20 protein-coding genes and 3 tRNA genes are annotated in these 24,336 nt (G+C 68.9%); 15 read left to right on the top strand and 8 right to left on the bottom strand.

Annotated features, from left to right (window positions below; genetic code table 11):
• Window positions 1-94 precede the first annotated feature (94 nt).
• On the top strand, window positions 95-1,018 hold the full coding sequence (locus BM355_RS11405; protein ID WP_245760780.1) for a hypothetical protein: 924 nt from the start codon (window positions 95-97) through the stop codon (window positions 1,016-1,018).
• Here BM355_RS11405 and BM355_RS11400 read toward each other — a convergent pair whose 3' ends face one another.
• Entirely contained in the window at window positions 1,019-2,314 is a 1,296-nt protein-coding gene (locus BM355_RS11400; protein ID WP_091698671.1) for a DUF445 domain-containing protein, read from the bottom strand.
• Between the two features lie 176 nt (window positions 2,315-2,490).
• Here BM355_RS11400 and BM355_RS11395 point away from each other — a divergent pair, with 176 nt between their 5' ends.
• The 5 genes from BM355_RS11395 to BM355_RS11375 all read left to right on the top strand — a co-directional run bounded on the left by BM355_RS11395 (window position 2,491) and on the right by BM355_RS11375 (window position 9,174).
• A complete protein-coding gene (locus tag BM355_RS11395; RefSeq protein WP_091698888.1) occupies window positions 2,491-3,366 on the top strand; it encodes a glycerophosphodiester phosphodiesterase family protein in 876 nt (291 codons plus the stop codon).
• Window positions 3,367-3,541: 175 nt separating this feature from the next.
• Window positions 3,542-5,224, top strand: coding sequence for an ABC transporter substrate-binding protein (locus BM355_RS11390; protein ID WP_091698886.1), 1,683 nt, complete (start codon window positions 3,542-3,544; stop codon window positions 5,222-5,224).
• Between the two features lie 133 nt (window positions 5,225-5,357).
• Window positions 5,358-6,362, top strand: coding sequence for an ABC transporter permease (locus BM355_RS11385; protein ID WP_091698669.1), 1,005 nt, complete (start codon window positions 5,358-5,360; stop codon window positions 6,360-6,362).
• Entirely contained in the window at window positions 6,359-7,381 is a 1,023-nt protein-coding gene (locus BM355_RS11380) for an ABC transporter permease (RefSeq protein ID WP_091698667.1), read from the top strand. Before BM355_RS11385 ends, BM355_RS11380 begins: the two co-directional genes overlap by 4 nt.
• 44 nt (window positions 7,382-7,425) lie before the next feature.
• Window positions 7,426-9,174: an ABC transporter ATP-binding protein gene (locus BM355_RS11375; protein WP_245760792.1), complete on the top strand. Its 1,749-nt coding sequence runs from the start codon at window positions 7,426-7,428 to the stop codon at window positions 9,172-9,174.
• A 3-nt stretch (window positions 9,175-9,177) separates the two neighbouring features.
• Here the strand turns inward: BM355_RS11375 and BM355_RS11370 are convergent, their stop codons facing one another.
• The 3 genes from BM355_RS11370 to pta form a co-directional block, all read right to left on the bottom strand.
• Complete coding sequence (locus BM355_RS11370) at window positions 9,178-9,645, bottom strand: hotdog fold domain-containing protein (protein ID WP_091698663.1); 468 nt, start codon at window positions 9,643-9,645, stop codon at window positions 9,178-9,180.
• A gap of 81 nt (window positions 9,646-9,726) precedes the next feature.
• Window positions 9,727-10,890 (bottom strand): acetate/propionate family kinase, encoded by a 1,164-nt coding sequence (locus tag BM355_RS11365; protein WP_091698660.1) that lies wholly within the window; start codon window positions 10,888-10,890, stop codon window positions 9,727-9,729.
• 65 nt (window positions 10,891-10,955) lie between these two features.
• On the bottom strand, window positions 10,956-13,028 hold the full coding sequence (gene pta, locus BM355_RS11360) for a phosphate acetyltransferase (RefSeq protein WP_091698657.1): 2,073 nt from the start codon (window positions 13,026-13,028) through the stop codon (window positions 10,956-10,958).
• 237 nt (window positions 13,029-13,265) lie between these two features.
• Between pta and BM355_RS11355 the strand changes: the two genes are divergently transcribed.
• The 5 genes from BM355_RS11355 to BM355_RS11335 all read left to right on the top strand — a co-directional run bounded on the left by BM355_RS11355 (window position 13,266) and on the right by BM355_RS11335 (window position 17,590).
• The gene (locus tag BM355_RS11355) at window positions 13,266-14,612 is read left to right on the top strand and encodes an Nramp family divalent metal transporter (protein WP_091698654.1); all 1,347 of its coding nucleotides are present in this window, start codon (window positions 13,266-13,268) and stop codon (window positions 14,610-14,612) included.
• 123 nt (window positions 14,613-14,735) lie between these two features.
• The gene (locus tag BM355_RS11350; RefSeq protein ID WP_091698651.1) at window positions 14,736-15,095 is read left to right on the top strand and encodes a thiamine-binding protein; all 360 of its coding nucleotides are present in this window, start codon (window positions 14,736-14,738) and stop codon (window positions 15,093-15,095) included.
• Window positions 15,092-15,646 (top strand): GNAT family N-acetyltransferase, encoded by a 555-nt coding sequence (locus BM355_RS11345; RefSeq protein ID WP_245760779.1) that lies wholly within the window; start codon window positions 15,092-15,094, stop codon window positions 15,644-15,646. Before BM355_RS11350 ends, BM355_RS11345 begins: the two co-directional genes overlap by 4 nt.
• Window positions 15,643-16,566 (top strand): spermidine synthase, encoded by a 924-nt coding sequence (locus tag BM355_RS11340; RefSeq protein ID WP_177227939.1) that lies wholly within the window; start codon window positions 15,643-15,645, stop codon window positions 16,564-16,566. The genes BM355_RS11345 and BM355_RS11340 overlap by 4 nt, the downstream gene beginning before the upstream one ends.
• A 73-nt stretch (window positions 16,567-16,639) precedes the next feature.
• The gene (locus BM355_RS11335) at window positions 16,640-17,590 is read left to right on the top strand and encodes a universal stress protein (RefSeq protein ID WP_245760778.1); all 951 of its coding nucleotides are present in this window, start codon (window positions 16,640-16,642) and stop codon (window positions 17,588-17,590) included.
• A gap of 44 nt (window positions 17,591-17,634) precedes the next feature.
• Here BM355_RS11335 and BM355_RS11330 read toward each other — a convergent pair whose 3' ends face one another.
• Window positions 17,635-18,018 (bottom strand): metallopeptidase family protein, encoded by a 384-nt coding sequence (locus BM355_RS11330; protein WP_245760777.1) that lies wholly within the window; start codon window positions 18,016-18,018, stop codon window positions 17,635-17,637.
• 82 nt (window positions 18,019-18,100) lie between these two features.
• Between BM355_RS11330 and BM355_RS11325 the strand changes: the two genes are divergently transcribed.
• The 4 genes from BM355_RS11325 (at window position 18,101) to BM355_RS11310 (ending at window position 20,381) form a co-directional block, all read left to right on the top strand.
• Window positions 18,101-18,173 (top strand) — tRNA-Glu (locus BM355_RS11325).
• Between the two features lie 102 nt (window positions 18,174-18,275).
• Window positions 18,276-18,349, top strand: a tRNA-Asp gene (locus BM355_RS11320).
• A 61-nt stretch (window positions 18,350-18,410) separates the two neighbouring features.
• A tRNA-Phe gene (locus BM355_RS11315) sits at window positions 18,411-18,486 on the top strand.
• Between the two features lie 95 nt (window positions 18,487-18,581).
• A complete protein-coding gene (locus BM355_RS11310) occupies window positions 18,582-20,381 on the top strand; it encodes a BCCT family transporter (RefSeq protein WP_245760776.1) in 1,800 nt (599 codons plus the stop codon).
• 57 nt (window positions 20,382-20,438) lie between these two features.
• On the opposite strand, the gene BM355_RS11305 is transcribed toward BM355_RS11310, so the two are convergent.
• The 3 genes from BM355_RS11305 to BM355_RS11295 are packed head-to-tail and all read right to left on the bottom strand — an operon-like array spanning window position 20,439 to window position 24,063.
• On the bottom strand, window positions 20,439-22,295 hold the full coding sequence (locus BM355_RS11305; protein WP_091698642.1) for a glycoside hydrolase family 13 protein: 1,857 nt from the start codon (window positions 22,293-22,295) through the stop codon (window positions 20,439-20,441).
• Window positions 22,296-22,355: 60 nt separating this feature from the next.
• Complete coding sequence (locus BM355_RS11300) at window positions 22,356-23,222, bottom strand: DUF8083 family protein (protein ID WP_091698638.1); 867 nt, start codon at window positions 23,220-23,222, stop codon at window positions 22,356-22,358.
• Between the two features lie 4 nt (window positions 23,223-23,226).
• Window positions 23,227-24,063 carry an exodeoxyribonuclease III gene (locus tag BM355_RS11295; RefSeq protein WP_091698633.1) on the bottom strand — a complete coding sequence of 279 codons (837 nt, stop codon included), beginning with the start codon at window positions 24,061-24,063 and terminating at the stop codon, window positions 23,227-23,229.
• Between the last annotated feature and the right edge of the window lie 273 nt (window positions 24,064-24,336).

The following is a 24,336-nucleotide window of genomic DNA, read 5'->3' as shown; positions in this document are numbered from 1 at the left end:
CCCGGCGCCGTGGTGTTTCATGGAGACCTACACCCCGTTGTCCCGGAGCGGTGGACGGGCCGGACCGGTCCGCGCCGCACACAGGAGGAGCAGCATGGCCAAGAACGGCAAGATGTCCCTGAAGAGCGTCGCGGGCCAGAAGGCCACCGACTTCGCCCTCAACCAGGCGATCGACGAGGACGGCAACCCCACGCCGGCCTTCCAGACGGCCGTGCTCAAGGCCCTGGACATCCAGCGGCCCCTGGTGCTGATGAACCTGAACCGGCTGCGCACGAAGCACCCGGATGAGACCCCCGCGCAGCTGTCCGATCGGCTCACCAAGCAGTACCTGCTCAGCGTGACCGGCGGTGGGGCGGCTGTGGGCGGCACCGCCGTGGTCCCCGGGATCGGCACCGTGGCCGCTCTGGGCCTCTCCGCCGCCGCGACGGTCGGCTTCCTGGAGGCCAGTGCGCTGTACGCCCAGTCGATCGCCGAACTGCACGGGATCACCACCGATGACCCGGGCCGGGCCCAGGCGCTGGTGATGGCCGTCATGCTCGGCGAGGACGGCCGCAAGATGATCAAGGAGTTCGCCAACCAGGGCCGCGGTGGGCTCAACAGCCTCACCGGTCCCGGCCCGGCCTCCGGTGTGGCAGCGGTGTTCACCGGCTCGGCCGGCGTCTCCGAGGTGCTCTTCCAGCAGCTGCGCCGCAGCTTCTTCCGCAAGATCCTGGTCCGCCAGGGCGCCGGGTTCCTGGGACGCCTCATCCCGTTCGGCGTGGGCGCCGTGATCGGCGGCGTGGGCAACCGCGCCATGGGCAAGGCCGTGGTCAAGTCCGCTCAACACCTGTTCGGTCCTGCTCCGGTCCAGCTGCCCGAGGAGCTGCGCGGTGAGCTCACGGAGCTGCCTGAGGGCAAGGAGGCCCGCAAGGAGGCCCGCCAGCTGGTCCGCCAGGGCGTGAAGGACGACGCCGAGGACATGGCCGCCGAGGTCCGTGCGGCCCGCGAGCGGCACCGGGCTGAGCGCGGCGAGGCCTGATCAGCTGAGCAGGAGGCTGGCCACCGTGTGGATGGCCAGCCCTGCCAGCGCTCCGACAATGGACCCGTTGATCCGGATGAACTGCAGGTCCCGGCCCATGTAGAGCTCGATCGTGCGCGAGGCCTTCTGGCCGTCCCACCGCTGGATGGTCTCGCCGATCACGCCCACGATCTGCGGTCCGTACTGGCGCAGCACATGGTTGGCTGCGGTGCCGGCCCAGCCATCCACCCGGGCAGAGAGCTCCGGGTCCTCCTGCAGCCGCGCGCCCAGGTCCTGCAGCGCGGAGACCAGGGCCAGATGCAGGTCCGACGTCGGCTCCTTCAGCTGGGCCAGCAGCGTCGCCTTGGCATTGGCCCAGGCCTTGCCCGCCCACTCCTGCATGCGCGGATCGTTGAACAGGCTGGTCTTGAGCGACTCCACCTTGGCGCGGGTGTCCGCATCCGAGCGCATGTCCCGGACCAGGTCCTGCAGCCATTGGTCGATGGACCGGCGCAGCTCGTGGTCCGGGTCTGCGCGCACGGCGGCCAGGTACTTGAGCAGCTCGGCGTGGATCCGTTCGGCCAGCAGGTGGTCCAGGGCCTCCGGCACCCAGCCCGGGGAGCGGGAGCGCACCGTGGAGACGAAGAAGTCCGGGTGGGCGGCCACCCAGTCCCCGGTGTGTGAGACCAGCAGGTCGACCACGCGGTCGTGATGGCGCTGGGTGACCACGTTCTCCAGCACGGTGGCCAGGGTGGGGGACCACTCCGGCTCCACCATGTGCCGTTGGACCAGGGAGGCGATCAGGTCCCGGACGGCACCGTCGTCGGTGGCGCTGAGCAGCCCCTCAGCCGCCGTGGAGACCTCTCCGGCCACCCGTTCGGCGTGCGGACGCTGACGCAGCCACGCCCCGGTGCGTTCGGAGAGGGCCAGCTGACCGAGCTTCTCCTCCACCACCTCGCCCTCCATGAAGTTCTGGTGGACGAAGTCCCCGAGGGTCTCGCCGATCATGTCCTTCTTGCGGGGGATCAGCGCGGTGTGGGGGATCTTCAGGCCGAGGGGGTGCCGGAAGATCGCGGTGACGGCGAACCAGTCCGCCAGGGCGCCGACCATTCCTCCCTCTGCGGCGGCTCGCACGTAGGAGAGCCACGGGTACTGGTCCTGCAGCAGGAAGGCGATGGTGAAGATGACCGCCATGACCACGAGCAGTCCCGTGGCCACCGTCTTCATCCGGCGCAGGGCCGCTGCCCGCTCGGCCTCGGTGGGGCCGCCGGGCTGCAGCCGCAGGTCGGGGGCGCCGCGTTCGGGTGTGGGGTGCATGAGACCTTCCGGGCCGTGCAGTCGAGGTGTCATCACCAGTTAACCAGTCGGATGCCCACGGTCCGTGTCGGCGTCCTCCCGCCAGGACTACTCTCTGGGGTGTGCAGTCGATCCGGACCCTGTCCCCCCGCACGTCCTCGACCCAGCTGACCGGTGTCACCGCTGCGGAGGAGGCCCTGCCGGCCCGACCTCTGGTGATCGCCCATCGGGGGTCCTCGGCCGCCTACGCCGAGCACACCCGTGCCGCCTATCTGCATGCTCTGGCCGAAGGGGCCGACGGTGTGGAGTGCGATGTGCACCTGACCAAGGACCGCCAGCTCGTCCTCTGGCACGACTCCACCGTGGACCGCACCTCCGACGGCAGCGGGCGGGTGTCCGATCACACGCTGGCTCAGCTGAGCCGGCTGGACGTGCACTCCTGGCATCCCGCCGAGGTGCCGACCGAGTTTGGCCGAGCCGAGAACCAACTGCTCACCCTGCCCGAGCTGGTGGAGCTGCTGGTCGCCGCCGGTCGGCCCGTCCGGCTGGCCGTGGAGTTCAAGCACCCCAGTCCGTACGGCCATGAGCTGGAGGAGCGTGCCCTGAGCTGGCTGATCGGGGCTGGCTGGGATCCGGAGACCTCTCGGATCGGGCAGGTCCAGATCTCCTTCATGAGCTTCTACGCCGGGTCCCTGCAGTACCTCAGCCCCACGGTGAGCACCGAGATGCTGTGCGCACTCGTGGACCTGGTGCCGGCGGACCCGATCCCCTCCCGCCTGGCCTGGAGCCCGTTGAGCAGGGCCGCGGTGCGGGCGACCCTGCGGCAGGCCGCGGCGGACTCCGAGCGGATCATCTGGGACGGACGGGCCGGGATGGCCGGCCCCGGCGTGGAGTACGTGCGCAGCCACCTGGCCGATGTGAAGGCCTGGCTGGCCGCCGGACGCCGACTGCGCGTCTGGACCGCGGATCACCCCGAGGACGTGGAGCTGCTGGCCGGACTGGGAGTCCAGGAGATCACCACCAATCGGCCGGGTCAGGTGCTGGCGCAGGTGACGGATCGAGCACGGCGTTGAGCCACTTCTCCGGCCAGGTCACCGGGATGTTTCAGGTCTGAAAACACTCCTGCACACCTGGCGCTGACGGCGTGTGGCGTGTCTCCGGTGTCCGGAGGAGTGAGTATGCTCACCATCAAGCACCGTGGTGTTCCATACGTCACAGTGTCCACTCGCCACCTACATGGGAGGGACCATGTCCTTTACTCCACGCCGCCGGCGCCTGTCCGCTGTGACCGCCGCCGCCGCAGCCGCCGCGCTGCTGCTCTCCAGCTGCGCCCAGAGCCAGCGCGATGACTCGGGTGACAACGGGGACTCCGGCTCCGAGTCGTCCGTGGACGGCAACTTCATCTTCGCCGCCTCCTCCGATCCCAAGAGCCTGGATCCCGCCTTCGCCTCTGACGGCGAGTCCTTCCGCGTCTCCCGCCAGATCTTCGAGGGCCTGGTCGGAGTCGAGCCCGGCACGGCGGACCCCGCACCGCTGCTCGCCGAGTCCTGGGAGTCCAGTGAGGACGGCCTGACCCATGAGTTCACGCTCAAGGAGGGCGTGAAGTTCCACGACGGCACCGACTTCAACGCCGAAGCCGTCTGCGCCAACTTCGACCGCTGGTACAACTTCGAGGGCATCCAGCAGTCCGAGACCCAGGCCTACTACTACGGCAAGCTCTTCCGCGGCTTCTCCGACTCCCCGGACACCGCCGTCTACAAGTCCTGCGAGGCCACGGACGAGGGCACCGCCACCGTCACCCTGAACCAGCCCTTCGCCGGGTTCATCGCCTCCCTGTCCCTGCCGGCCTTCGCCATGCAGTCCCCCGCCGCCATGGAGGAGCACGGCGCGGACGAGGCCAGCGGCACCGCCGAGGCTCCGGAGCTGACCGAGTACGCCCGCGCGCACCCCACCGGCACCGGCCCCTACAAGTTCGACTCGTGGGCCGTGGGCCAGGACATCAAGCTCTCCAGCTTCGATGACTACTGGGGCGAGAAGGGCCAGGTCACCAACATCACCTTCCGCGTGATCGATGACCCCGTGGCTCGCCGCCAGTCCCTGGAGGCCGGCCAGATCGACGGCTACGACCTGGTCTCCCCGGCCGATGTGGGCTCCCTGGCCGACGCCGGCTACAACATCGTCAACCGCGAGCCCTTCACCATCCTCTACCTGGGCATGAACCAGGAGGTCGAGGAGCTCAAGGACCTCAAGGTGCGCCAGGCGATCTCCTACGCGATCGACAAGGACGCGCTGATCCGCCAGACCCTGCCCGAGGGCACCAAGAAGGCCGTGACCTTCATCCCGGACATGGTCAACGGCTACACCGAGGACGTGGAGAAGTACGAGTACGACCCGGAGAAGGCCAAGCAGCTGCTGGCCGAGGCCGGCTACGAGGACGGCTTCACCGTGGACTTCAACTACCCCACCGGCGTCTCCCGTCCGTACATGCCCACCCCTGAGCAGGTCTTCTCGAACCTGTCCGGCCAGCTGGCCGAGGTCGGCATCAAGGTCAACGCCAAGCCGGAGAAGTGGTCCCCGGACTACCTGGACCGCGTCCAGGGCTCGGCCAACCACGGCATCCACCTGCTGGGCTGGACCGGCGACTACAACGACACCGACAACTTCGTGGGTGTGTTCTTCGGCGGCGAGAAGCCCGAGTTCGGCTTCAACGATCCGGACCTCTTCGAGGCCCTGAACGAGGCTCGCCAGGTGCCGAACCTGGAGGAGCAGACGCCGATGTACGAGGAGATCAACAAGCAGGTCTCCGAGCTGGCACCGGCTGTCCCGCTGGCCCACCCGGCTCCGTCGCTGGCCTTCGCCGAGCGCGTGGAGTCCTACCCGGCCAGCCCGGTCAACGACGAGGTCTTCAACCAGATCAAGCTCTCGGAGTGATCTGAGGGTCTGGCACCTCACGCATCACCTCGCCTCACCCGTGGGGCACCTGAGTGAGGATCACGACGACGGCCCCGCGCCGTCGTCGTGATCCTCACCTGATCCACGTCTCCCGCACCTGAAGGGAAGCCTCGTGCTTCGACTCATCGGCAAGCGCCTGCTGCTGCTGATCCCCACCCTCTTCGGACTCTCCGTCCTGCTCTTCCTCTGGGTCCGCTCCCTGCCCGGCGGCCCGGCCACCGCGCTGCTGGGGGACAAGGCGACCCCAGAGGCCGTGGCTCGCGTCAACGCGGCATATGGGTTCGACAAGCCCCTGGTGGAGCAGTACTTCCAGTACATGGGCCGGATCCTCTCCGGCGACTTCGGCAGCAGCCTGCTGACCAACCGCCCCGTGCTGGAGGAGTTCGCCGCTCGGTTCCCGGCCACCCTGGAGCTCTCCGCCTTCGCGATCGTCTTCGCGGTGGCGCTCGGCATCCCGCTGGGCTACTGGGCCGCCCGCCACGTGGGCAGGTGGCAGGACCAGCTGGCCGTGCTGCTCTCCCTGATGGGCGTGGTGGTCCCGGTGTTCTTCCTGGCCTTCATCCTCAAGTGGGTGTTCGCCGTGCAGCTGGGCTGGCTGCCCCCGGACGGCCGGCAGAACCCGCGCATCGACGCCACGCACTACACGAACTTCTTCGTATGGGACGGGCTGATCACCGGTGAGTTCGACGCCGCCTTCGACGCCTTCACCCACCTGGTGCTGCCGGGCATCGCCCTGGGCACCATCCCGCTGGCGATCATCGCCCGCATCACCCGCGCCTCCGTGCTGGAGGTGCAGAACGCGGACTACGTGCGCACCGCCAAGGCCAAGGGCCTGGCCCCGAACCTGATCCGCAACCGGTTCGTCATGCGCAACGCGATGCTCCCGGTCATCACCACCCTGGGCCTGCAGCTGGGCCTGCTGATCTCCGGCGCGGTGCTCACCGAGACGGTGTTCGCCTTCAACGGGATCGGCAGCTTCCTGTGGGACGCCATCTTCAATCTGGACTTCCCGGTCCTGCAGGGGTTCATCATCTTCATCGCGCTGATCTACTCACTCATCAACCTGGTCGTGGACGTCTCCTACGGCCTGATCGACCCCCGGGTGCGTGTCTCATGAGCATGAATCTTCCTCCCACACCAGGCGGCGGACCCTCCGCCGAGATGACCCCGGGCGCTGCCCCGGTGGGCGCGCCCGTGGAGGCCGACGGCGCCCCCGTGGCCGCCGGGCAGACCCAGTCCACGTCCGAGCCGGGCATGGACACCAAGGGCACCTCCGTCTGGAAGGACGCCTTCCAGCGGCTCAAGCGCAATCCCGCGGCGATCGCCGGTGCGATCATCGTGGTGCTGTTCTTCCTGGTCGCGATCCTGGCTCCTGTCCTCGCCCCGTATCCCGGCGAGTCCGTTCCCGGTGCACGGGAGATCACCCCGGGCAATATCCCGGGACCGGGCGAGATCGGCGCCTACCCGCTGGGCCTGGACCGCTTCGGCGGTGACGTGCTCTCCAAACTGATCTGGGGAGCCCAGGCCTCGCTGACCATCGGCATCGTCTCCACGGCCATGGGCCTGGCGGGCGGCATGCTCCTGGGCCTGCTGGCCGGCACGTTCGGCGGCTGGGTGGACGGCGTGGTCATGCGGATCGTGGACATCCTGCTCTCCGTGCCGAACCTGCTGCTGGCCGTGTCCATCGCCGCCGTGCTGGGCCAGGGACAGTACGCGGTGATGATCGCCATCGGTGTCTCCCAGGTGCCGATCTTCGCGCGTCTGCTGCGGTCCTCCATGCTCACGCAGAAGGGGTCGGACTACGTCCTGGCCGCCCAGACGCTGGGTCTGAGCCGCAGCACCATCACCATGAGCCACGTGCTGCCGAACTCGGTGGGACCGGTGATCGTCCAGGCCACGCTGACCCTGGCCACCGCGGTGATCGACGCAGCGGCCCTGTCCTTCCTGGGTCTGGGCGGCGGACGCCCGGAGACCGCCGAGTGGGGACGCATGCTCACCTACGCCCAGGCCGAGCTGGGCATCGCCCCGTGGCTGGCCTTCCTGCCGGGCATCTGCATCGCGGTGACCGCCCTGGGCTTCACCCTGCTGGGTGAGTCCCTGCGTGAGGCCCTGGACCCGAAGTCGAGGAGACGGTGATGAACCAGCACCCTGAGCAGACTGAGAACTCTGAGAAGTCTGAGATGACCGAGATGTCGACCAAGCCCGTCCAGGGCGAGCCGCTGTTGAAGATCACCGACCTGCAGGTCGCCTTCTCCACCATGCACGGCAGCGTGCAGGCCGTGGACAACGCCTCCATGGAGCTGGCCGCCGGCAGCACGCTGGCGATCGTGGGCGAGTCCGGTTCGGGCAAGTCCACCACGGCCATGGCCGCCATCGGCCTGCTGCCGGGCAACGGCAAGGTCACCGGAGGCTCCATCCGGTTCGACGGCCAGGAGCTGGTCGGCATGCCGGAGTCCAAGCTGCGCCGGATCCGCGGTGAGCAGATCGGGCTGGTCCCGCAGGACCCCATGTCCAACCTGAACCCGGTCTCCAAGATCGGCACGCAGATCGCCGAGACCCTCCTCACCCACCGTCAGGCCACCAAGAAGGATGTGGACCAGAAGGTGGTGGCGGTGATGGAGCAGGCCGGCATCCCGGAGGCCGCCCGCCGCGCCAAGCAGTATCCGCACGAGCTCTCCGGCGGTCTGCGTCAGCGTGCTCTGATCGCGATCGCCCTGGCCTGCCGGCCCCAGCTGCTGATCGCCGATGAGCCCACCTCCGCCCTGGACGTCACCGTCCAGCAGGTCATCCTCGATCAGATCGGGGAGATGACCCAGGAGCTGGGGACCGCCGTCCTGCTCATCACCCACGACCTCGGCCTGGCCGCCGAACGTGCCCAGAATTTGGTGGTCATGCACCGTGGTCTGGTGGTGGAGACCGGTCCGGCCGAACAGCTGCTCAACGACCCCCAGCACCCGTACACCCAGTCCCTGGTCCGTGCGGCACCGTCCGTGGCGGCCGTGCGGCTGGCACCGGACGCGTTCGCGGCACCCAGTGGCACCTCCGGCAGCCACGCGGCAGGTGAGCCGACCGCGGACGGTGACCGGCCGTCGTCGGGAACTGCTGTGGAGGGGGCGCCGAAGCGCACCGCGGAGCCCCTGGTGACCATCACCGACCTGACGAAGGTGTACCCCAAGAGGGGCCAGGCCGACTTCTACGCCACCCGGGATGTGACGCTGGAGATCCCGCGGGGCTCCACGGTGTCGATCGTGGGCGAGTCGGGCTCCGGCAAGACCACCACGGCGCGGATGCTCCTGAAGCTGATCGAGCCGACCTCGGGGTCCATCACGTTCGAGGGCAAGGACGTGCTGAACCTGAACAAGGCGGACCTGAAGGACTTCCGGCAGCGCGTGCAGGCGGTGTTCCAGGACCCGTACTCCTCGCTGAACCCCATGTTCACGGTGGGGCGGATCATCGAGGAGCCGCTGGTCGCGTACAAGCGGGGCAACGCCCGGGAGCGGCGCGAGCGCGTGCTGAAGCTGATGGACCAGGTGGCCCTGCCGGCGCACATGTTCCGGCGGTATCCGGCCGAGCTCTCCGGTGGTCAGCGGCAGCGCATCGCGATCGCCCGAGCCCTGGCGCTGAACCCGGACCTGATCGTGTGCGACGAGCCGGTGTCCGCGCTGGACGTGCTGGTGCAGGCCCAGATCCTGGACCTGCTCAAGGACCTGCAGCAGGAACTGGGGCTGAGCTACCTGTTCATCTCCCACGACCTCGCCGTGGTGCGGCTGATCTCCGACTACGTCTGCGTGATGAAGGACGGCGAGCTGGTGGAGGCCGCGACCTCGGAGGAGATCTTCACCAACCCGCGGCACCCGTACACACGGAAGCTGCTGGCCTCGATCCCGGGCAACGAGCTGGAGATCGACGCCGACGCCGAGGTGGCCTGAGGCTCAGCGGGGGGAGACCCACATGGTGATCTCGGCATGGACCACCACGGTGCCGGACGGGTCGGTGACGTCCACCGGGACCACCACGTCACGGGACTGATCTGCTGTGAGCATGCTCAGGTCCTCCACGGTGGCCACCGCGGTCAGGGTGCCCTGGGCCTTCTTCCGGTACTCCACCGTCATGCCCTTGGGGATCCAGCGGTGGCTGGCCGGCATGGACATGTCCGCCGTGGATCCGGCCACCAGCTCCGCCAGGTTGCAGCAGGCGATGGCGTGGACGGTGCCGAGGTGGTTGCGCACACCCCACCAGTCGGGCATCCGTGCCTCCCCGCGACCGGGCTCCAGGGAGATCACTCGGGGAAGGATGGTGCGGAAGTACGGTGCCTTCAGGCACAGCGCGGCGCTGAACAGCTGCTTGCCGAGTGGGCGGCCCTGCAGAGCGGCATAGGTCTTCTGGAGTGCGGTGGGCATGGTGTCCCTCTCGTCCGGCGGCGGATGGTTACGGAACGGTAACATTCGGGCGTGCGGCGGGGAAGGAACGGACCCCTCGGCTCAGAGCTTCCCGTGCTGCTGGGCCACCTGAAGGGTGAGGGCGCCGATCGCCTGCTCCTCGTCTGTGGGAACCACCAGGACCGGGATGGCCGAGTCTGGTGTGGAGATCACGCGCGGCTCCCCGGAGCGCTGCTCGTTCAGCTCCGCGCTGTACTGCACGCCCAGGGCACCCAGTCGGTCCAGCACCGCAGCCCGGAACGGGGCCGAGTTCTCCCCGATGCCGGCGGTGAACACGATCGCCTGCGCACCGTCCACGGCCACGTGGTATCCACCGACGTACTTGGCCAGACGGTAGGAGGCCACCTCCAGTGCGGTCCGCGCTGCGGTGTCCCCGGCCTCAGCCGCCTCCACGACCTCACGCATGTCCGCGTTGCCGGACAGCCCCAGCAGGCCCGACTCCTTGTTCAGCAGGTGGTCCATCTGCTCCGCGGTGTAGATCCCGCGCGAGATCAGCTGGGTGATCACCGAGGGGTCCACGTCCCCGGACCGGGTGCCCATCACCAGTCCGGCCAGCGGGGTGTAGCCCATGGAGGTGTCCACCGACTTCCCGTCCCGGATGGCGGTGGCTGAGGCGCCGTTGCCCAGGTGCAGGACCACCGCACGGAACTGATCGCGCTCGATCCCCAGGGTCTGGGCGGCCACCCCGGTCACCAGGTCATGGCTGGTGCCGTGGAAGCCGTACCGGCGGATGCCGTGCTCGGTGTACAGCGCGTCCGGCAGGGCGTACCGCCAGGCCTCCTCCGGCATGCTCTGGTGGAAGGAGGTGTCGAAGACGACCACCTGCGGCATCTCCCGCCACCGTGCCGTGATGGCGCGCAGCCCCTGTGCCGCCGCGGGGTTGTGCAGCGGGGCCAAGGGGGCCAGCCGTTCGATCGCCCGGATGACCTCCATGGTCACCAGGGCCGGTGCGCTGAACCGCTCGCCGCCGTGCACCACCCGGTGTCCGGCCGCGTCGATCGTCCGTCCCGCCAGCACCTCCTCCAGGTGGGCGTCCACCTGCTCCAGTGCCGCGGCGTGATCCGGGATCCCCGAACCAGGCACGCCGATCCTCTCCACCAATCCCTTGGTGAGGATGGGCTGGTCAGGCTCGGAGCCGTCGTCGTGGATCTCCCGCACCTGGTACTTCAGGGAGGAGGAGCCGGAGTTGATGATCAGGATGAGCATGGTGGTCCGTTCCGTCAGGCTGAGTGGGGCTGCTGCGACTGCTGCGACTGCTGCGACTGCTGGGACTACTGGGACTGCGCCTGGATGGCGGTGATGGCCACCGTGTTCACGATGTCCTCCACGGTGCAGCCCCGGGAGAGGTCGTTCACCGGCTTGTTCAGACCCTGCAGCACCGGTCCCACGGCCACTGCCCCGGCCGACTGCTGCACGGCCTTGTAGGTGTTGTTGCCCGTGTTCAAGTCCGGGAAGATGAACACCGTGGCCTGCCCAGCGACCTCCGAGTCCGGCATCTTCGAGGCCGCCACGGACTGGTTCACCGCGGCGTCATACTGCAGCGGTCCGTCCACCTTCAGCTCCGGATGCGCGCCGCGGACCAGCTCGGTGGCCTGGCGGACCTTGTCCACGGCCTCGCCCGAACCGGAGCCGCCCGTGGAGTAGGAGAGCATGGCCACGCGCGGATCCACGCCGAACTGCTCAGCGGTGACCGAGGAGGCGTAGGCGATGTCCGCCAGCTGCTCCGCGTTCGGATCCGGGTTCACCGCACAGTCGCCGTAGACCAGGGCGCGGTCCGGCAGCAGCATGAAGAACACGGAGGAGACGATCGAGACGCCAGGGCGGGTCTTGACGAACTCCAGGGCCGGGCGGATGGTGTTCGCGGTGGTGTGCGCGGCACCGGAGACCATGCCGTCCACATCGCCCAGCTGGACCATCATGGTCCCGAAGTACGCGCCCTCGAGCATCACCTCGCGGGCGCGCTCCAGATCCACTCCCTTATGGGCGCGCAGTTTCGCATACTCCTCTGCATAGCGCTCGCGGTCCGGGGAGGTGGCCGGGTCCACCAGCTCCAGTCCGGTCAGGTCCACGCCCTCACTCGCGGCCAGCTCCTTCAGGGCGGCCTCCGGTCCCAGCACCACCAGGTCACAGACATCACGACGACGCAGGATCTCCGCGGCCCGGAGGATGCGCGGATCCTCACCCTCGGGCAGCACGATCCGCTGGCGGTCGGACTGGGCCCGTTCGATCAGATCGTGCAGGAAGCGCAGCGGGGTGATCCGGGAGGTGCGTGGGATCTCGATCCGCTGGAGCAGCTCGTCCCCGTCCACCCGCTGATGCCAGGCGCCCAGGGCCGCAGCGGTCTTGCGGGGCTGGGCACTGGAGAGCTCGCTGCGCACGGTGGAGACGTCCCGGGCAGTGGTGAAGGTGTCCGCCATGGTGACGAAGATCGGGAACGCCGCATCCCGGTAGAGCCGCTGGACGCTGTGATTGGGCAGGATCCCGTTGGTCAGGATCATGCCGGCCGGCACCGGGAAGTCCGGGGTCAGGGCCGAGGCCACGGTGGCCAGCACGGCGTCGGAACGGTCACCGGAGACGATGACCAGTGCGGCCTCGCGCAGGATCTCCAGGAAGTTCCCGCCCTCCATGGACACCGCCTTGACCTCGGAGACGTCCCGGTCCAGGTTCTCCTGCCCGGCCACCTGGGACAGATCCAGCGCGTGGGCGATCTCCGAGACGGAGGGCAGAGCCAGTTCGGGCAGCTCCGGCAGGACGTAGACCGGCCAGGAGTGGCGGCCGGGGCGAATGGCGTCGTGGATCTCGTCCAGCTGAGTGGGGTCGGCCCGGTTGACCATCATGGCCAGCAGGTCCACGCCGGCCTCGTCCAGGGAACGGCGGGCCAGGTCCACGGCGTCTGCGGCCTGGGATGCGGATAGCCCGGTCCCGGCGACCACCCCGATGACGGGCATGCCGAGGTTCCGGGCCAGATCGGCATTGAGCTCCAGCTCCACGGCGGGGTCGGCGGCGGCCAGGTCGGTGCCCTCGACCACCACGATCCCGCACTCCTGGGCGATCGCGTCGAACAGGGCCACGCAGCGTTCCTGCACCTGGTCGCCGTGGCCCTCGGCGATCAGCGCGCGCGCCTCGGCGGCGGTGAGCCCACCCCGGGACCGTTCAGCGCTCAGGCCGAACTGCTCACGCATCAGCTGGACCATCGGGTCGGCGTCCGGATCGTCCCCGGGGACGATGGGCCGGAAGTAGCCGATGGAGCCGGACCGCTTGTACAGCGAGTCGGCCAGGCCGAGGCTGACCAGGGACTTCCCGGCGCCGCTCGTGGTGGTGGTGACGAAGATGCCCTGGGGCATGGTGCGCCTCTCCTCGGGGGTCGAGTCGTCCGCGTCTGACGAGTGTCAGTCGGACCTGCCTCCACTATAGGGAGCGGGACACAGATGGTTCGTATACCCTCCATGCGCTACAGTTCGTTCATCACACTGGTGATGCCGGACACAGCTCATGGGGATCTGCATCACCGCTTCCATCGCACCATCTCCAGCCGACACCGTGGGGCGTCGGCCGATCCGCACAGAGGGGAATGGAGAACCATGTCACAGCACGCGCATGCTGATCGAGGGCATCCGGTCCACAATCCGGACATCGTCGGGTTCACCCAGGCCGAGATCAATGAGACTCCGGTCAAGCCCAAGTGGAACTCGCTGGGCCCGGGCATCGTCGCCGCCGCCACCGGTGTGGGCGCCGCTGACCTGGTGGCCACCCTGACCGCCGGCTCCCGCTACGGCTACATGCTGATGTGGGCCGTGGTCCTGGGCGTCATCCTGAAGATCGTGCTCGTGGAGGGCACCGGACGGTACTACCTCTCCACCGGCAAGACGATCTTCCAGGGCTGGCGCACGCTGGGCCAGTGGACCAGCTGGTACTTCGGCATCTACATCATCGTCTGGGGCTTCGTGTACGGCGCCACCGCCATGAGCTCCACGGCGTTGCCGCTGGCGGCCCTGTTCCCGGGCGTGGACTCCAAGATCTTCGCCATCGCGGCCGGTCTGATCGGCATGGGCCTGGTGTGGCTCAACAAGTACCGCCTGGTCGAGACCCTGATGACGGTGCTGATCGGCATCATGTTCGTCACCGTGCTGCTCTCCGCAGCCATGACCACTCCGAACATCGGCGAGATCCTCACCGGACTGGTCCCGCGCCTGCCCACCGAGGACGGCGCCATGTTCTACGTCCTGGGCCTGGCCGGCGGCGTCGGCGGCACCATCACCCTGGCCGCGTACGGCTACTGGCTGCGTGAGAAGGGGTGGAACACCCCCAAGTGGATGCGCGTGATGCGCTTCGACAACTCGGTCAGCTACATCCTCACCGGCATCTTCGTGATCGCCACCATGATCATGGGCGTGGAGCTGCTGCACTCGGCTGACATCGCCATCTCCGCAGGCGACCGCGGCCTGCTGGATGTGGGCAACGTGCTGGCCGAGCGCTACGGCGAGGCCTGGTCGGTTGTCTTCCTGGTCGGCTTCTTCGCCGCGTCCTTCTCCTCGCTGCTGGGCGTATGGCACGGCGTGTCCCTGATGTTCGCCGACTTCTGGACGAACTTCCGCCGTCCGGCCGACGAGCTGGACCAGGACGATGCCCCGTCGCTGGCCTCCAAGCCCGCACGCTTCTACCTGATCTGGCTGACCATCCTGCCGATGTCCCTGCTGTTCCTGGACCGCCCGATCTTCCTGATCCTGCTCTACGGCACGCTCGGCGCGCTGTTCATGCCGTTCCTGGCGATCACTCTGCTGTTCCTGAACAACCAGAAGAAGCTGGTCCCGGAGAAGTTCCGCAACAAGTGGTACCACAACGTGCTGCTGGGCCTCACCGCGCTGATCTTCATCGTGCTGGGCGGCAGCGAGCTGATCAAGGCTCTGACCCCGCTGTTCGGCGGCTGATCCAGCCGGCACTCCTGGCAGACGTCAGCAGCGTCCTGCACAGCTGACACAGGCCCTCGAGCCCTCCACCCGGGAGGTTCGGGGGCCTGTTCGCGTTCTGGGACGTGGGGCAGACTGGAGTACATGATCGTCGCATTCTCTGTCGCTCCCTCTGGCCAGCCCAGCCTGTCGAACCATCCGGAAGGGGCCGTCGTCGGGAACACCACCGCCGGCGCCGAGGCCGATGGCTCGGTGCATGAGGCGGTGGCTGCCGCGGTGAAGGTGGTCCGGGAGTCGGGCCTGCCCAACCGCACTTCCTCGATGTTCACCGAGATCGAGGGGGAGTGGGACGAGGTGATGGCCGTGGTGAAGGCAGCCGTGGACGCGGTCTCCCCGTTCGGTTCTCGCATCTCCCTGGTGCTCAAGGCGGACATCCGCCCGGGGCACACGGGTGAGATCGATGGGAAGGTGCAGCGCCTGGAGGCCGCACTGGAGGATCTGTGATCCGCTCCGCCCGCACGGAGCACAGCTACTACGTTCGCGACGCCGCGCAGGCGGATCTGCCTGCGGTCCTGACGATGAAGGCCGCCGCCTGGCGGGAGGCCTACGGACACCTGCGGGATGAGCAGTTCTTCCAGCGTGCCGAGGCCACCCTGGACCGGCAGATCGAACATTGGCGCGGGATCGTGGACCGGGGGACCACCGTCTGGATGGCCGAGGACGAGCGCGGGACCTGCGTGGGCATGGCCTGTGCCGCGCCGGCTCGGCCGGAGCGGATGCACGGGCGGACCGACCTGCCCGACCTCGAGCTCACCGCCCTCTACGTGCTCGCCTCGGCGCAGGGCACCGGGGTGGCCGACGCCCTGCTGGACCGCGCCCTGGGTGAGGCCCCGGCCTTCCTCTGGGTCCTGGCGGAGAATCCCCGCGCCCAGTCCTTCTACCGCCGGCACGGATTTCACGACGACGGCGCCTCCGTGGCCATGGACGGCCCCTGGGAGGGCCTCCAGGAGCAGTTGATGGTGCGGCGCGCTGCCGGCATGGGCTCGAGCGCGTGAACGGACGAGGACGGGGCGGAGGCAAGAGGTCCGGTTCCGCCGAGCGTCCGGGCCGTGGTCGAGGACGCGGTGGGGCGGAGGCGGCGGAGATCGAGCCCGGGGCGTTCCCCATCGACACCGGGACCGCCGAGATCCTGCCCGACCCCTGGACGGACGGCGCCTGGCTGCTGAAGGTCAACGGCGTGGAGTCCTCTCAGCTGAACCCGGACCAGCCCCTGGAGATGGGGTTCGAGTACATGCGCTGGGCCGCCGCGGTGATGATGCACCGCTGGACCTCGGACACGGCGCTGCGCGTGCTGCACCTGGGCGGTGCCGGCTGCACCCTGGCCCGGTGGACGCACGCCTGGTTCCCCCAATCCCGTCAGACCGCGGTGGAGCTGGACGCCGGTCTGGCCCTGGCGGCGCGGGACCGTTTCGGGCTGCCGCGCGCCCCGGCCCTGCGGATCCGGGTGGAGGAGGCTGGAGCCACGTTGGCCGGAGCCCACCCGGACAGCCGTGACGTCGTCATCCGGGACGTGTTCGCCGGCACCGGCCCGAGCGATCAGATCACCCCGCCCCACCTCACCGGCCTGGAATCGGCCGAGGCTGCCGCGCGCACGGTGGGTCCGGGCGGGCTGTACCTGGTCAACTTCGGCGGGGGACCGGATCTGACCTTGGCCCGGCGTGAGGTGTCCACCCTGCGACAGTGCTTCGCCACCGTCGGGGTGATCGCCGATCCGCAGATGCTCAAGGGGCGGCGCCGGGGGAACATCATCCTGGTCGCCTGCCAAGACGAGCTGACCCGTCCTGCGGCCGGGGGCAGGGACGGTCTGGTCCGGCACCTGCTGGCGGACCCGTTGCCAGCCCGGCTGATCGAGCCCGCCGCCGACTTCGCCGCCGGAGCACCACCCTTGACAGCAGCCCTCCAGCCCGTGTCCTGACCGGGGCGGACACCTAGACTGGAGATGCCCCCAGGATCGACGAGGATCCCGCGGACCCGAAGAGGAGATGGCCATGACCCAGCAGTCAAGACAGGTGCAGACACACGGGATCGTCGTGGGGGTGGACGGCTCGGATCAGTCGCATGCGGCCTGCCGCTGGGCCCTGCGCGAAGCTGAGCTGCGTGGCCTCCCGGTGACCCTGGTGACCGCCTACAGCATGCCGGTGTTCGCTGCATCGGCTCTGGAAGCAGGCTACGGCGGCCCGGACGACGAACTGATCCGCACCGGAGCGGCCCAGGTGCTGGAGGAGATGGTCCAGCGGCTGAAGAAGGACGGGCCGTTCTCGGTGGAGGTCCGTCAGGCCGTGGAGATGGGCGACGCCGCCGGAGTCCTGGTGGACTACTCCGCCCAGGCCGAGCTGCTGGTCGCCGGATCTCGCGGCCGCGGCGGGTTCCTGGGCCGCCTGCTCGGCTCGACCTCCGGCGCCCTCCCAGCCCACGCCAAGTGCCCCGTGGTGATCGTTCCCCCGGGGGACCTGACTCCGCGCTTCCAGCAGGGTGTCCCCGTCGCCGTGGGCGTCGATGGTTCGAACCAGGGGCGCGTTGCCGCTCTGACAGCGGCCCGCGAGGCCTCCGTGCGGGGCACCCCGCTGCGCGTGGTCTGCGCCATGCCGCCGGTCTCCGGTGCCGTGGCCTGGCTGCCGGCCACCGTGGACGAGCACGCCCTGGTGGAGGAGCTGCGCGAGACCCTGGACCAGGGGGTGGCCTGGCTGCAGTCCGAGTTCCCCGAGCTGGAGATCAGCGCCCATGTGGTGGACGGCGTCCCGGTGGACGTGCTGGTCGAGGAGTCCCGCACGGCACGGCTGACCGTGGTGGGCACGCGCGGACGTGGCGGGTTCACCGGTGCCCTGCTCGGCTCCACCAGCCACGGCGTGATCGCCCATGCCAAGGGGCCGGTGATGGTGGTGCCGTACGCCAAGGACCAGCGTCTGGCGTCCCGGGAGAAGTTCGGCCCCGTCGACTGATCTGAGGATCCCGGCAGGCGCTCGATGCCCTGCACGAGCGCTGCTCAGTCCCAGCCGAGCTCGTGCAGGCGCTCGTCGTCGATCCCGAAGAAGTGGGCCACCTCGTGGATCACGGTCACGGTGATCTCCTCGATCAGCTCGTCCCGGTCCTGGAAGGCGCGCAGCAGAGGTCCGCGGTAGATGATGATGCGGTCGGGCATCTGCCAGGGCATGCCCGCCCGCTCCGTCAGCGGGATGCCGTCATAGAGTCCGAACAGCTCGGTGTCCGGGTCCTCCCAGGGCTCGGGTTCGTACTCCTCCTCCACGAACACGGCCACGTTGGACAGTCGGTCCGCGAGCTCCGGCGGAATGCGGTCCAGCGCCTCGGTGACGACCTGGTCGAACTCGTCCTCGCTCATCTGGTCCGGAGGTCCCTCGGCGGTGCTCATCCCACCAGTCTGCCTGGTTTGCGGTGGACGCCGTCCGCGCCTTAGACTTCTCTGGTCCACTTCGGGAACCCGAAGTGTTCAGGCCCCCATCGTCTAGAGGCCTAGGACACCGCCCTTTCACGGCGGCGACACGGGTTCGAATCCCGTTGGGGGTACGCAGGAAACGGCTCCAGCAGTCACCCTCTCTGTGTCGCAGATCGCATCCATGTGTGGTCAGAAGCGGAGAGAATGTCTGGTAAAGTTGTTTCTCGCACACTGGCCCTGTAGCGCAGTTGGTTAGCGCGCCGCCCTGTCACGGCGGAGGTCGCGGGTTCGAGTCCCGTCAGGGTCGCTTGGATGTTCCGGTGCCGTTCCGGCGCGGAAGATCCTGGTGACATCGTCAGATATCACCGGGCTCTGTAGCTCAGTTGGTAGAGCGTACGACTGAAAATCGTAAGGTCACCGGATCGACGCCGGTCGGAGCCACCAGCATCACGAAGGCCCCCCGCAGCACGCGGGGGGCCTTCGCCGTTCATTCCACCTGCGGGGCCGCAACAGATTCAACGCCTGGGTAAGGTGGCCCTGTGGAATATGCCAAGCCAGCAGCCGACCGTCCGCCCCTCGGTGACCCTGACGCGCCACGAGCCAGAACGGACCGGACCGTCACCTCCGAACGCTTCGACGGCAGGGTGATGCCGTGGGTGTTCTGGCCCGCCACGGTGGTGATCCTCGCCTTCGTGATCCTCACCATGGTCTTCCCGGAGGGAATGGAGTCTGCCATCGGGACGGTCCAGAGCGTGATCATCTCCAACTTCAGCTGGTGGTACGTCCTCCTGTCCTTCGGACTGGTGGTGTTCTGCCTCTACGTGGGGTTCTCCCGCAAGGGGTCGATCATCCTCGGTCGTCCGGACACCAAGCCGGAGTTCTCCACCGTGGCCTGGCTGTCGCTGCTCTTTGCGGCAGGCATGGGCATCGGCCTGGTGTTCTTCGGCATGACCGAGCCGTTGATGCATTACGCGACGCCCCGACCGGGCGTCGAGGCCGCAGGACTGAACGAGGGTGCGCTCCAGAGCCAGGCCCTGTCCCAGACGTACCTGCACTGGGGGCTGCAGCCGTGGGCCATCTACGCTGTGGTCGGCCTGGCCATCGCCCACGCCATCCATCGACGCGGGCGCCCGCTGTCCATGCGGTGGGCCGTGGAGCCCTTGATCGGAGAGAAGGCCGCCCGCGGAGGCTGGGGCAATCTCATCGACTGCTTCGCCCTGGCGGGCACCGTGTTCGGAGTGGCCACGTCGCTGGGCCTCGGGGTGACTCAGATGGCCGCCGGTCTGCGGTCTCTGGGAGTGGTCCCGGAGGACAATCCGGCCGTCGAGTACATCATGATCGCGGTCGTCACCGGTTTCGTGATCTGGTCCGTGCTCTCCGGTGTGAACCGTGGCATGAAGTGGCTCTCCACCACCAACCTCTTCATCGCGGCGGGGCTGGTCCTGTTCCTGCTGATCGTGGGGCCCACCCAGTTCCTCCTCAAGGAGATGGTGCAGACCTTCGGCATGTACCTGCAGAACTTCATCGGCCTGTCCCTCGACACCTCGGCCTTCTTCGGTTCTGCCGGTGACGACTGGCAGGCGGGCTGGAGCAGCTACTACTGGGCGTGGTGGATGTCCTGGACGCCGTTCGTGGGAGTGTTCATCGCACGCATCTCCCGCGGGCGCACGGTCCGCGAGTTCATGCTCGGAGTCCTGCTGGTCCCCACGATGATCTCCGTGGTGTGGTTCGCCGTCCTCGGCGGCACTGCCCTCTACAACGAGGCGGTGCGTCCTGACGGGTACACCTCCGTGATCGGTGAGGACGGATCGGTGGACTCCAACTCCGCGCTCTTCCAGGTGCTGGAGCAGCTTCCCGCAGGGGGGATCCTGGTGGCCGGTGCCATCATCCTGTCCGCCATCTTCTTCATCACCTCCTCCGACTCCGGTTCTCTGGTGATGGCGATGATCTCCACCGGCGGTGATCCCGAGCCGCCGAGCAGGATCCGCGTCTTCTTCGCTGTCACCACCGCCCTGCTGGCCGCGGCGCTTCTCCTGGCTGGTGGGCTGACGGCCATCCAGACCCTGGCCATCACCATCGGGCTGCCGTTCAGCATCCTCATTGTGCTGATGGTCTTCGCCGTGCTGCGTGCTCTCAGTGCCAATGTGCGCAGGATGGAGGCCTTGAAGCGCAAGTCGTTCCTGACGCACATCCAGGACCGGTTCGGCCTGGAGACGGACGACGACGCCGTGGAGAACCCCGGCGCCAGTGCGGAGAACTGGTGGAAGGGTCTCAGCCGAGAGCATCGTGCCCGTATTGCACGGGCGGCCGCAGACCCACAGGAGGGTTCGCAAATCTGACGGGTGCCGGGTGCCAGATCCTGCCGCGGGGCGATCTCCCGCGGTGGGATCGGTGACTCACTCCCGGAGGAACCAGGCGGCGGAGTCGGGCATCAACTGGCCCTCCACCTCGGCCTCGTCGTGGCTGAACACTGCCGCGGCGTACTCCTGGGGCATGTCCACGGCGGTCTCACTCAGGTTGGCCAGCACCAGCACGGTCTTCTCCGGGATCGGCTCACCCGAGCCCAGGTGCGCACCCCCGCCGGTGGTCACGGTGAAGGACAGCACGCCGCGCTCCGGTGCATGGAGCTGGGACCAGGCGAAGCGGCCCGTGCCCAGGTCCAGCTCGCCGCGGATGCCGATCAGCTGGCGGTACAGCTCGAAGGTCGAGCCCTCCACGCCCACCTGCTGGTCCGCCGCGTAGCGGGCGAAGGACTCCGGCTGCGGCAGCCAGGGGGCACTCGGGGTGCCCTGGGGCTGGGAGGAGGTGGCGCCGTCGGGATGGCCCACGGTGAAGCCGTAGCCCGGAGCGTCCGCGCGCCAGGGCATGGGCACCCGACAGCCGTCCCGCCCCTTCTCCTCACCGTTGGTGCGGAAGAAGCTGGGGTCCTGGCGCAGGGAGTCCTCCAGGGTGGTGTGCTCGGGCAGGCCGAGCTCATCGCCCTGGTAGACGTAGGCCGAGCCGGGCAGGGCCAGCTCGATCAGGGCGGCGGACCGGCCGCGCTTCCAGCCCAGAGGCTCGTCCGGCTGCTCCTCCTCCGCCCCGATGCCCGAGGGGTAGCGGGTGGGATCGGTCAGTCCGAAGCGGGAGGTGTGGCGGACGGTGTCATGGTTGGAGAGCACCCAGGTGTTGGGCGCACCGACCTTGGCGGCCTCGTCCAGGGAGACCTCGATGGCGTCCGAGAGTCGCTGCGCGTCCCAGCCGGCCAGCAGGAAGGTGAAGTTGAACGCCTGATGCATCTCGTCGGGACGGACGTAGCGGAACAGCCGCTCCAGCGGCGAGACCCAGGCCTCGGCCACCAGGACCGGCTCGTGATCGTACTCGTCCAGCACGCGGTGCCAGGAACGGTAGACCTCGTGGACGCCCTCCTGATCGTGGTACGGCACCGGGTGGGCGTGCTCCTCCGGGTTCTCCGCGGCGTGCGGGTCCACGGCGAGGCCGTCGTCCTCGCCGAGCACGGCGGCATCCGTGACCATGCCCGGGCGGGTCTCATGGTCCGGCAGCCCCTCGGCCTTGATCAGCCCGTGGGCCACATCCACCCGGAAGCCGTCCACGCCACGGTCCAGCCAGAAGCGCAGGATGTCCTCGAACTCGTCCCGGACCTCCGGGTTCTCCCAGTTCAGATCCGGCTGGGTGGAGTCGAACAGGTGCAGGTACCAGTCCCCGGGGGTGCCGTCCGGGTCGGTCGTCCGGGTCCAGGCGTCCCCGCCGAAGGTGGACTGCCAGTTGTTCGGCGGCTCGGACCCGTCCTCGCCCTTGCCGGGGCGGAACATGTAGCGCTCGCGCTCCGGGGAACCCGGCTCGGCGGCCAGGGCTGCCTGGAACCACGGGTGCTCCGAGGAGGTGTGGTTGGGGACCAGGTCCACGATGATCCGCAGCCCGGCCTGGTGCGCGGCGGCGATCAGGTCATCGGCGTCCTGCAGGGTGCCGAACAGCGGGTCCACGTCCCGGTAGTCGGCCACGTCATAGCCGCCGTCCTTCTGCGGGGAGACGTAGAACGGGGAGAGCCACACCGCGTCCACACCGAGCTGCTGCAGGTAGGGCAGCTGGGCGGTCACGCCGGCCAGATCGCCCATGCCGTTGCCGTCCGCATCCGCGAAGGACCGGGGGTAGACCTGGTAGATCACCGCGTCCACCCACCAGGGGTTGGTCGGACGGTTCCGTGCCTCTGAGGGAGGGGTGGACATGCTGCCGGTGCTCTTTTCCAAGGTCATGGAAACCAGCCTAGTGTCCGGGTCCGGGGGCATGGCCAGCCCGGGGGCGTGCGGTCGGTCTCAGCTGGCCCGGCCGAGCTGCCGGACGTCCAGCCAGCGCTTGACCATGCGGTGGTTGGCCAGCACGGCGGTGGACATGTCCCCCGCCTCCAGGGAGTCGATGGCGGTCTGCACATCGAACACGGAGTCGTCCGGCCAGACCAGGGCGGCCAGCGGCCCGTAGTCCAGCTCCAGGTGTGCGTCCGGGTGGAAGGACTGCAGCCAGGCCACCAGCGAGGTGACATCGTCCAGCAGGTCCAGGTCCGGGGCGTGCAGGGACATCACGACGGCGGCCCTCCGGCCACGCTCCAGGGCGGCGGTGAGCGAGGTGGTCATCCGGGCGCCGACCACCTCTGCCTCGACACGCTCCACCTCCACAGGGTCCTCGCGGCCGAACAGGGTGAACCACCCCGCCGGGACGCCCCACACAGCAGTCCGGGTGCGCACCTGCAGCTGCTCGTCCTGGTCCACCTGGTCGAACATGCCCGTGCGCTCAGCCCGGGCGGCCAGCCGCTCCAGGTTCGCCTGCCGCGCCGCCTCCGGCACCACCAGGGCGAAGGTCTCCGCGCGCATGGACCCCTCCAGCTGCACGGCGGCCAGCTCCGAGCGCAGGGCCATCTCCTCCGGGCAGTAGAACTCGGAGACCCCGGCGCCGGGACGGCCGTCCGCATCCACCGCCGGCACCTTCAGCACGCGCACCAGGTCGTCCTGGTGAGGGAACGGATCGGTGACATCGCGCACCAGACGGTGACGGGACCGTCGTCGGGCCATCTCCTCCACCTGGGCCCTGCTCAGGTGACGGTGGCGCTGGAAGCCGGCCTGGACGTCGTCGGGAAAGGCGGCGAGCGGCTCATAGACCCGCAGCTCCGCCTGGGCCAGGGTCAGCATGGGGTCAGGATCCGAGCTCGACGACGACCGGTGCGTGGTCCGAGGCGCCCTTGCCCTTGCGCTCCTCGCGGTCGATGTACGCGTCCGTGACGGATTCGGCCAGGGCGGGGGAGGCCATGACGAAGTCGATCCGCATGCCCTCCTTCTTGGGGAAGCGCAGCTGCTTGTAGTCCCAGTACGTGTAGACGCCCGGGCCGGGGTGGCGAGGGCGGACCACATCCACCAGGCCGGCGTCCTCGAACGCGCTGAACGCCGCGCGCTCGGGGGCGGAGACGTGGGTCAGACCGTTCTCGAGGAAGAAGTCCATGTCCCACACGTCCTCGTCCCGGGGGGCGATGTTCCAGTCGCCGGTCAGGGCCAGGCGGGTCTGCGGGTCCGCGGCGAGCTGGGCCTGGGCGTCCTGACACAGCACGTCCAGCCACTCGAGCTTGTAGGGCATGTGCTCGTCATCCAGGGCGCGGCCGTTGGGGACGTAGAGAGACCAGATGCGCAGGGGGGCGGCAGTGTCTCCGTCCCGGGGCTCGGTGCCGACCGTGGCGGCGATGGCGCGGGCCTCCTCCTGGGGATCGATCCCGCCCTTGCCGAAGTGCGGCTGCCCGGGGAACGCCCGCTGGACGTCCTCCAGTCCCACCCGGGAGGCGATCGCCACGCCGTTCCACTGGGAGTAGCCGAAGTGGGCCACCTCGTACCCCATGCGTTCGAAGAGCTCCCAGGGGAAGTTCTCGTCCTTGCACTTGGTCTCCTGGATGGCCAGCACGTCCGTCTGGGTGCGGTCGAGCCAGGCCTCCACGCGGTCGGCGCGGGCACGGAGGGAGTTCACGTTCCAGGTGGCGATCTTCACCGCTCCAACGTACCAAGAGTGGCGGGGTGGGGGTGGGCGGTGGTGGCGCGGTGGGGGTGGGTGCGGCGGTGGGGCCGGGCCGGGGTCCGGGGACAACAGTTCCTCGTGGGGGCGGCTCGGAATGGGAACTCGTGACCCCGGAAGGGGGCGGGGAAACGTGTGGCTGGAAATACGGGGGCGGACAGTCTGCTGACCTGTGATTCTCAGCCGCACGTTGCCGGGGAGGGGGGGTGGGCCCGTCCCGCGCCCGGCCCCGCACCCCGCACGCACCCT

The organism is Micrococcus terreus (assembly GCF_900116905.1).
GTDB classification, from domain to species: domain Bacteria; phylum Actinomycetota; class Actinomycetes; order Actinomycetales; family Micrococcaceae; genus Citricoccus; species Citricoccus terreus.
The sequence above is the reverse complement of the archived record's forward strand: the minus strand, read 5'-3'. Positions and strand labels throughout refer to the sequence as shown.

Excerpts from the sequence above, each read along its gene's own strand:
- BM355_RS11405 (WP_245760780.1), top strand. The coding sequence starts at position 95 with ATGGCCAAGAACGGCAAGATGTCCCTGAAGAGCGTCGCGGGCCAGAAG.
- BM355_RS11400 (WP_091698671.1), bottom strand. The coding sequence starts at position 2,314 with ATGCACCCCACACCCGAACGCGGCGCCCCCGACCTGCGGCTGCAGCCC.
- BM355_RS11390 (WP_091698886.1), top strand. The coding sequence starts at position 3,542 with ATGTCCTTTACTCCACGCCGCCGGCGCCTGTCCGCTGTGACCGCCGCC.
- BM355_RS11380 (WP_091698667.1), top strand. The coding sequence starts at position 6,359 with ATGAGCATGAATCTTCCTCCCACACCAGGCGGCGGACCCTCCGCCGAG.
- BM355_RS11375 (WP_245760792.1), top strand. The coding sequence starts at position 7,426 with ATGACCGAGATGTCGACCAAGCCCGTCCAGGGCGAGCCGCTGTTGAAG.
- BM355_RS11370 (WP_091698663.1), bottom strand. The coding sequence starts at position 9,645 with ATGCCCACCGCACTCCAGAAGACCTATGCCGCTCTGCAGGGCCGCCCA.
- BM355_RS11365 (WP_091698660.1), bottom strand. The coding sequence starts at position 10,890 with ATGCTCATCCTGATCATCAACTCCGGCTCCTCCTCCCTGAAGTACCAG.
- pta (WP_091698657.1), bottom strand. The coding sequence starts at position 13,028 with ATGCCCCAGGGCATCTTCGTCACCACCACCACGAGCGGCGCCGGGAAG.
- BM355_RS11355 (WP_091698654.1), top strand. The coding sequence starts at position 13,266 with ATGTCACAGCACGCGCATGCTGATCGAGGGCATCCGGTCCACAATCCG.
- BM355_RS11350 (WP_091698651.1), top strand. The coding sequence starts at position 14,736 with ATGATCGTCGCATTCTCTGTCGCTCCCTCTGGCCAGCCCAGCCTGTCG.
- BM355_RS11335 (WP_245760778.1), top strand. The coding sequence starts at position 16,640 with ATGACCCAGCAGTCAAGACAGGTGCAGACACACGGGATCGTCGTGGGG.
- BM355_RS11330 (WP_245760777.1), bottom strand. The coding sequence starts at position 18,018 with ATGAGCACCGCCGAGGGACCTCCGGACCAGATGAGCGAGGACGAGTTC.
- BM355_RS11305 (WP_091698642.1), bottom strand. The coding sequence starts at position 22,295 with ATGACCTTGGAAAAGAGCACCGGCAGCATGTCCACCCCTCCCTCAGAG.
- BM355_RS11300 (WP_091698638.1), bottom strand. The coding sequence starts at position 23,222 with ATGCTGACCCTGGCCCAGGCGGAGCTGCGGGTCTATGAGCCGCTCGCC.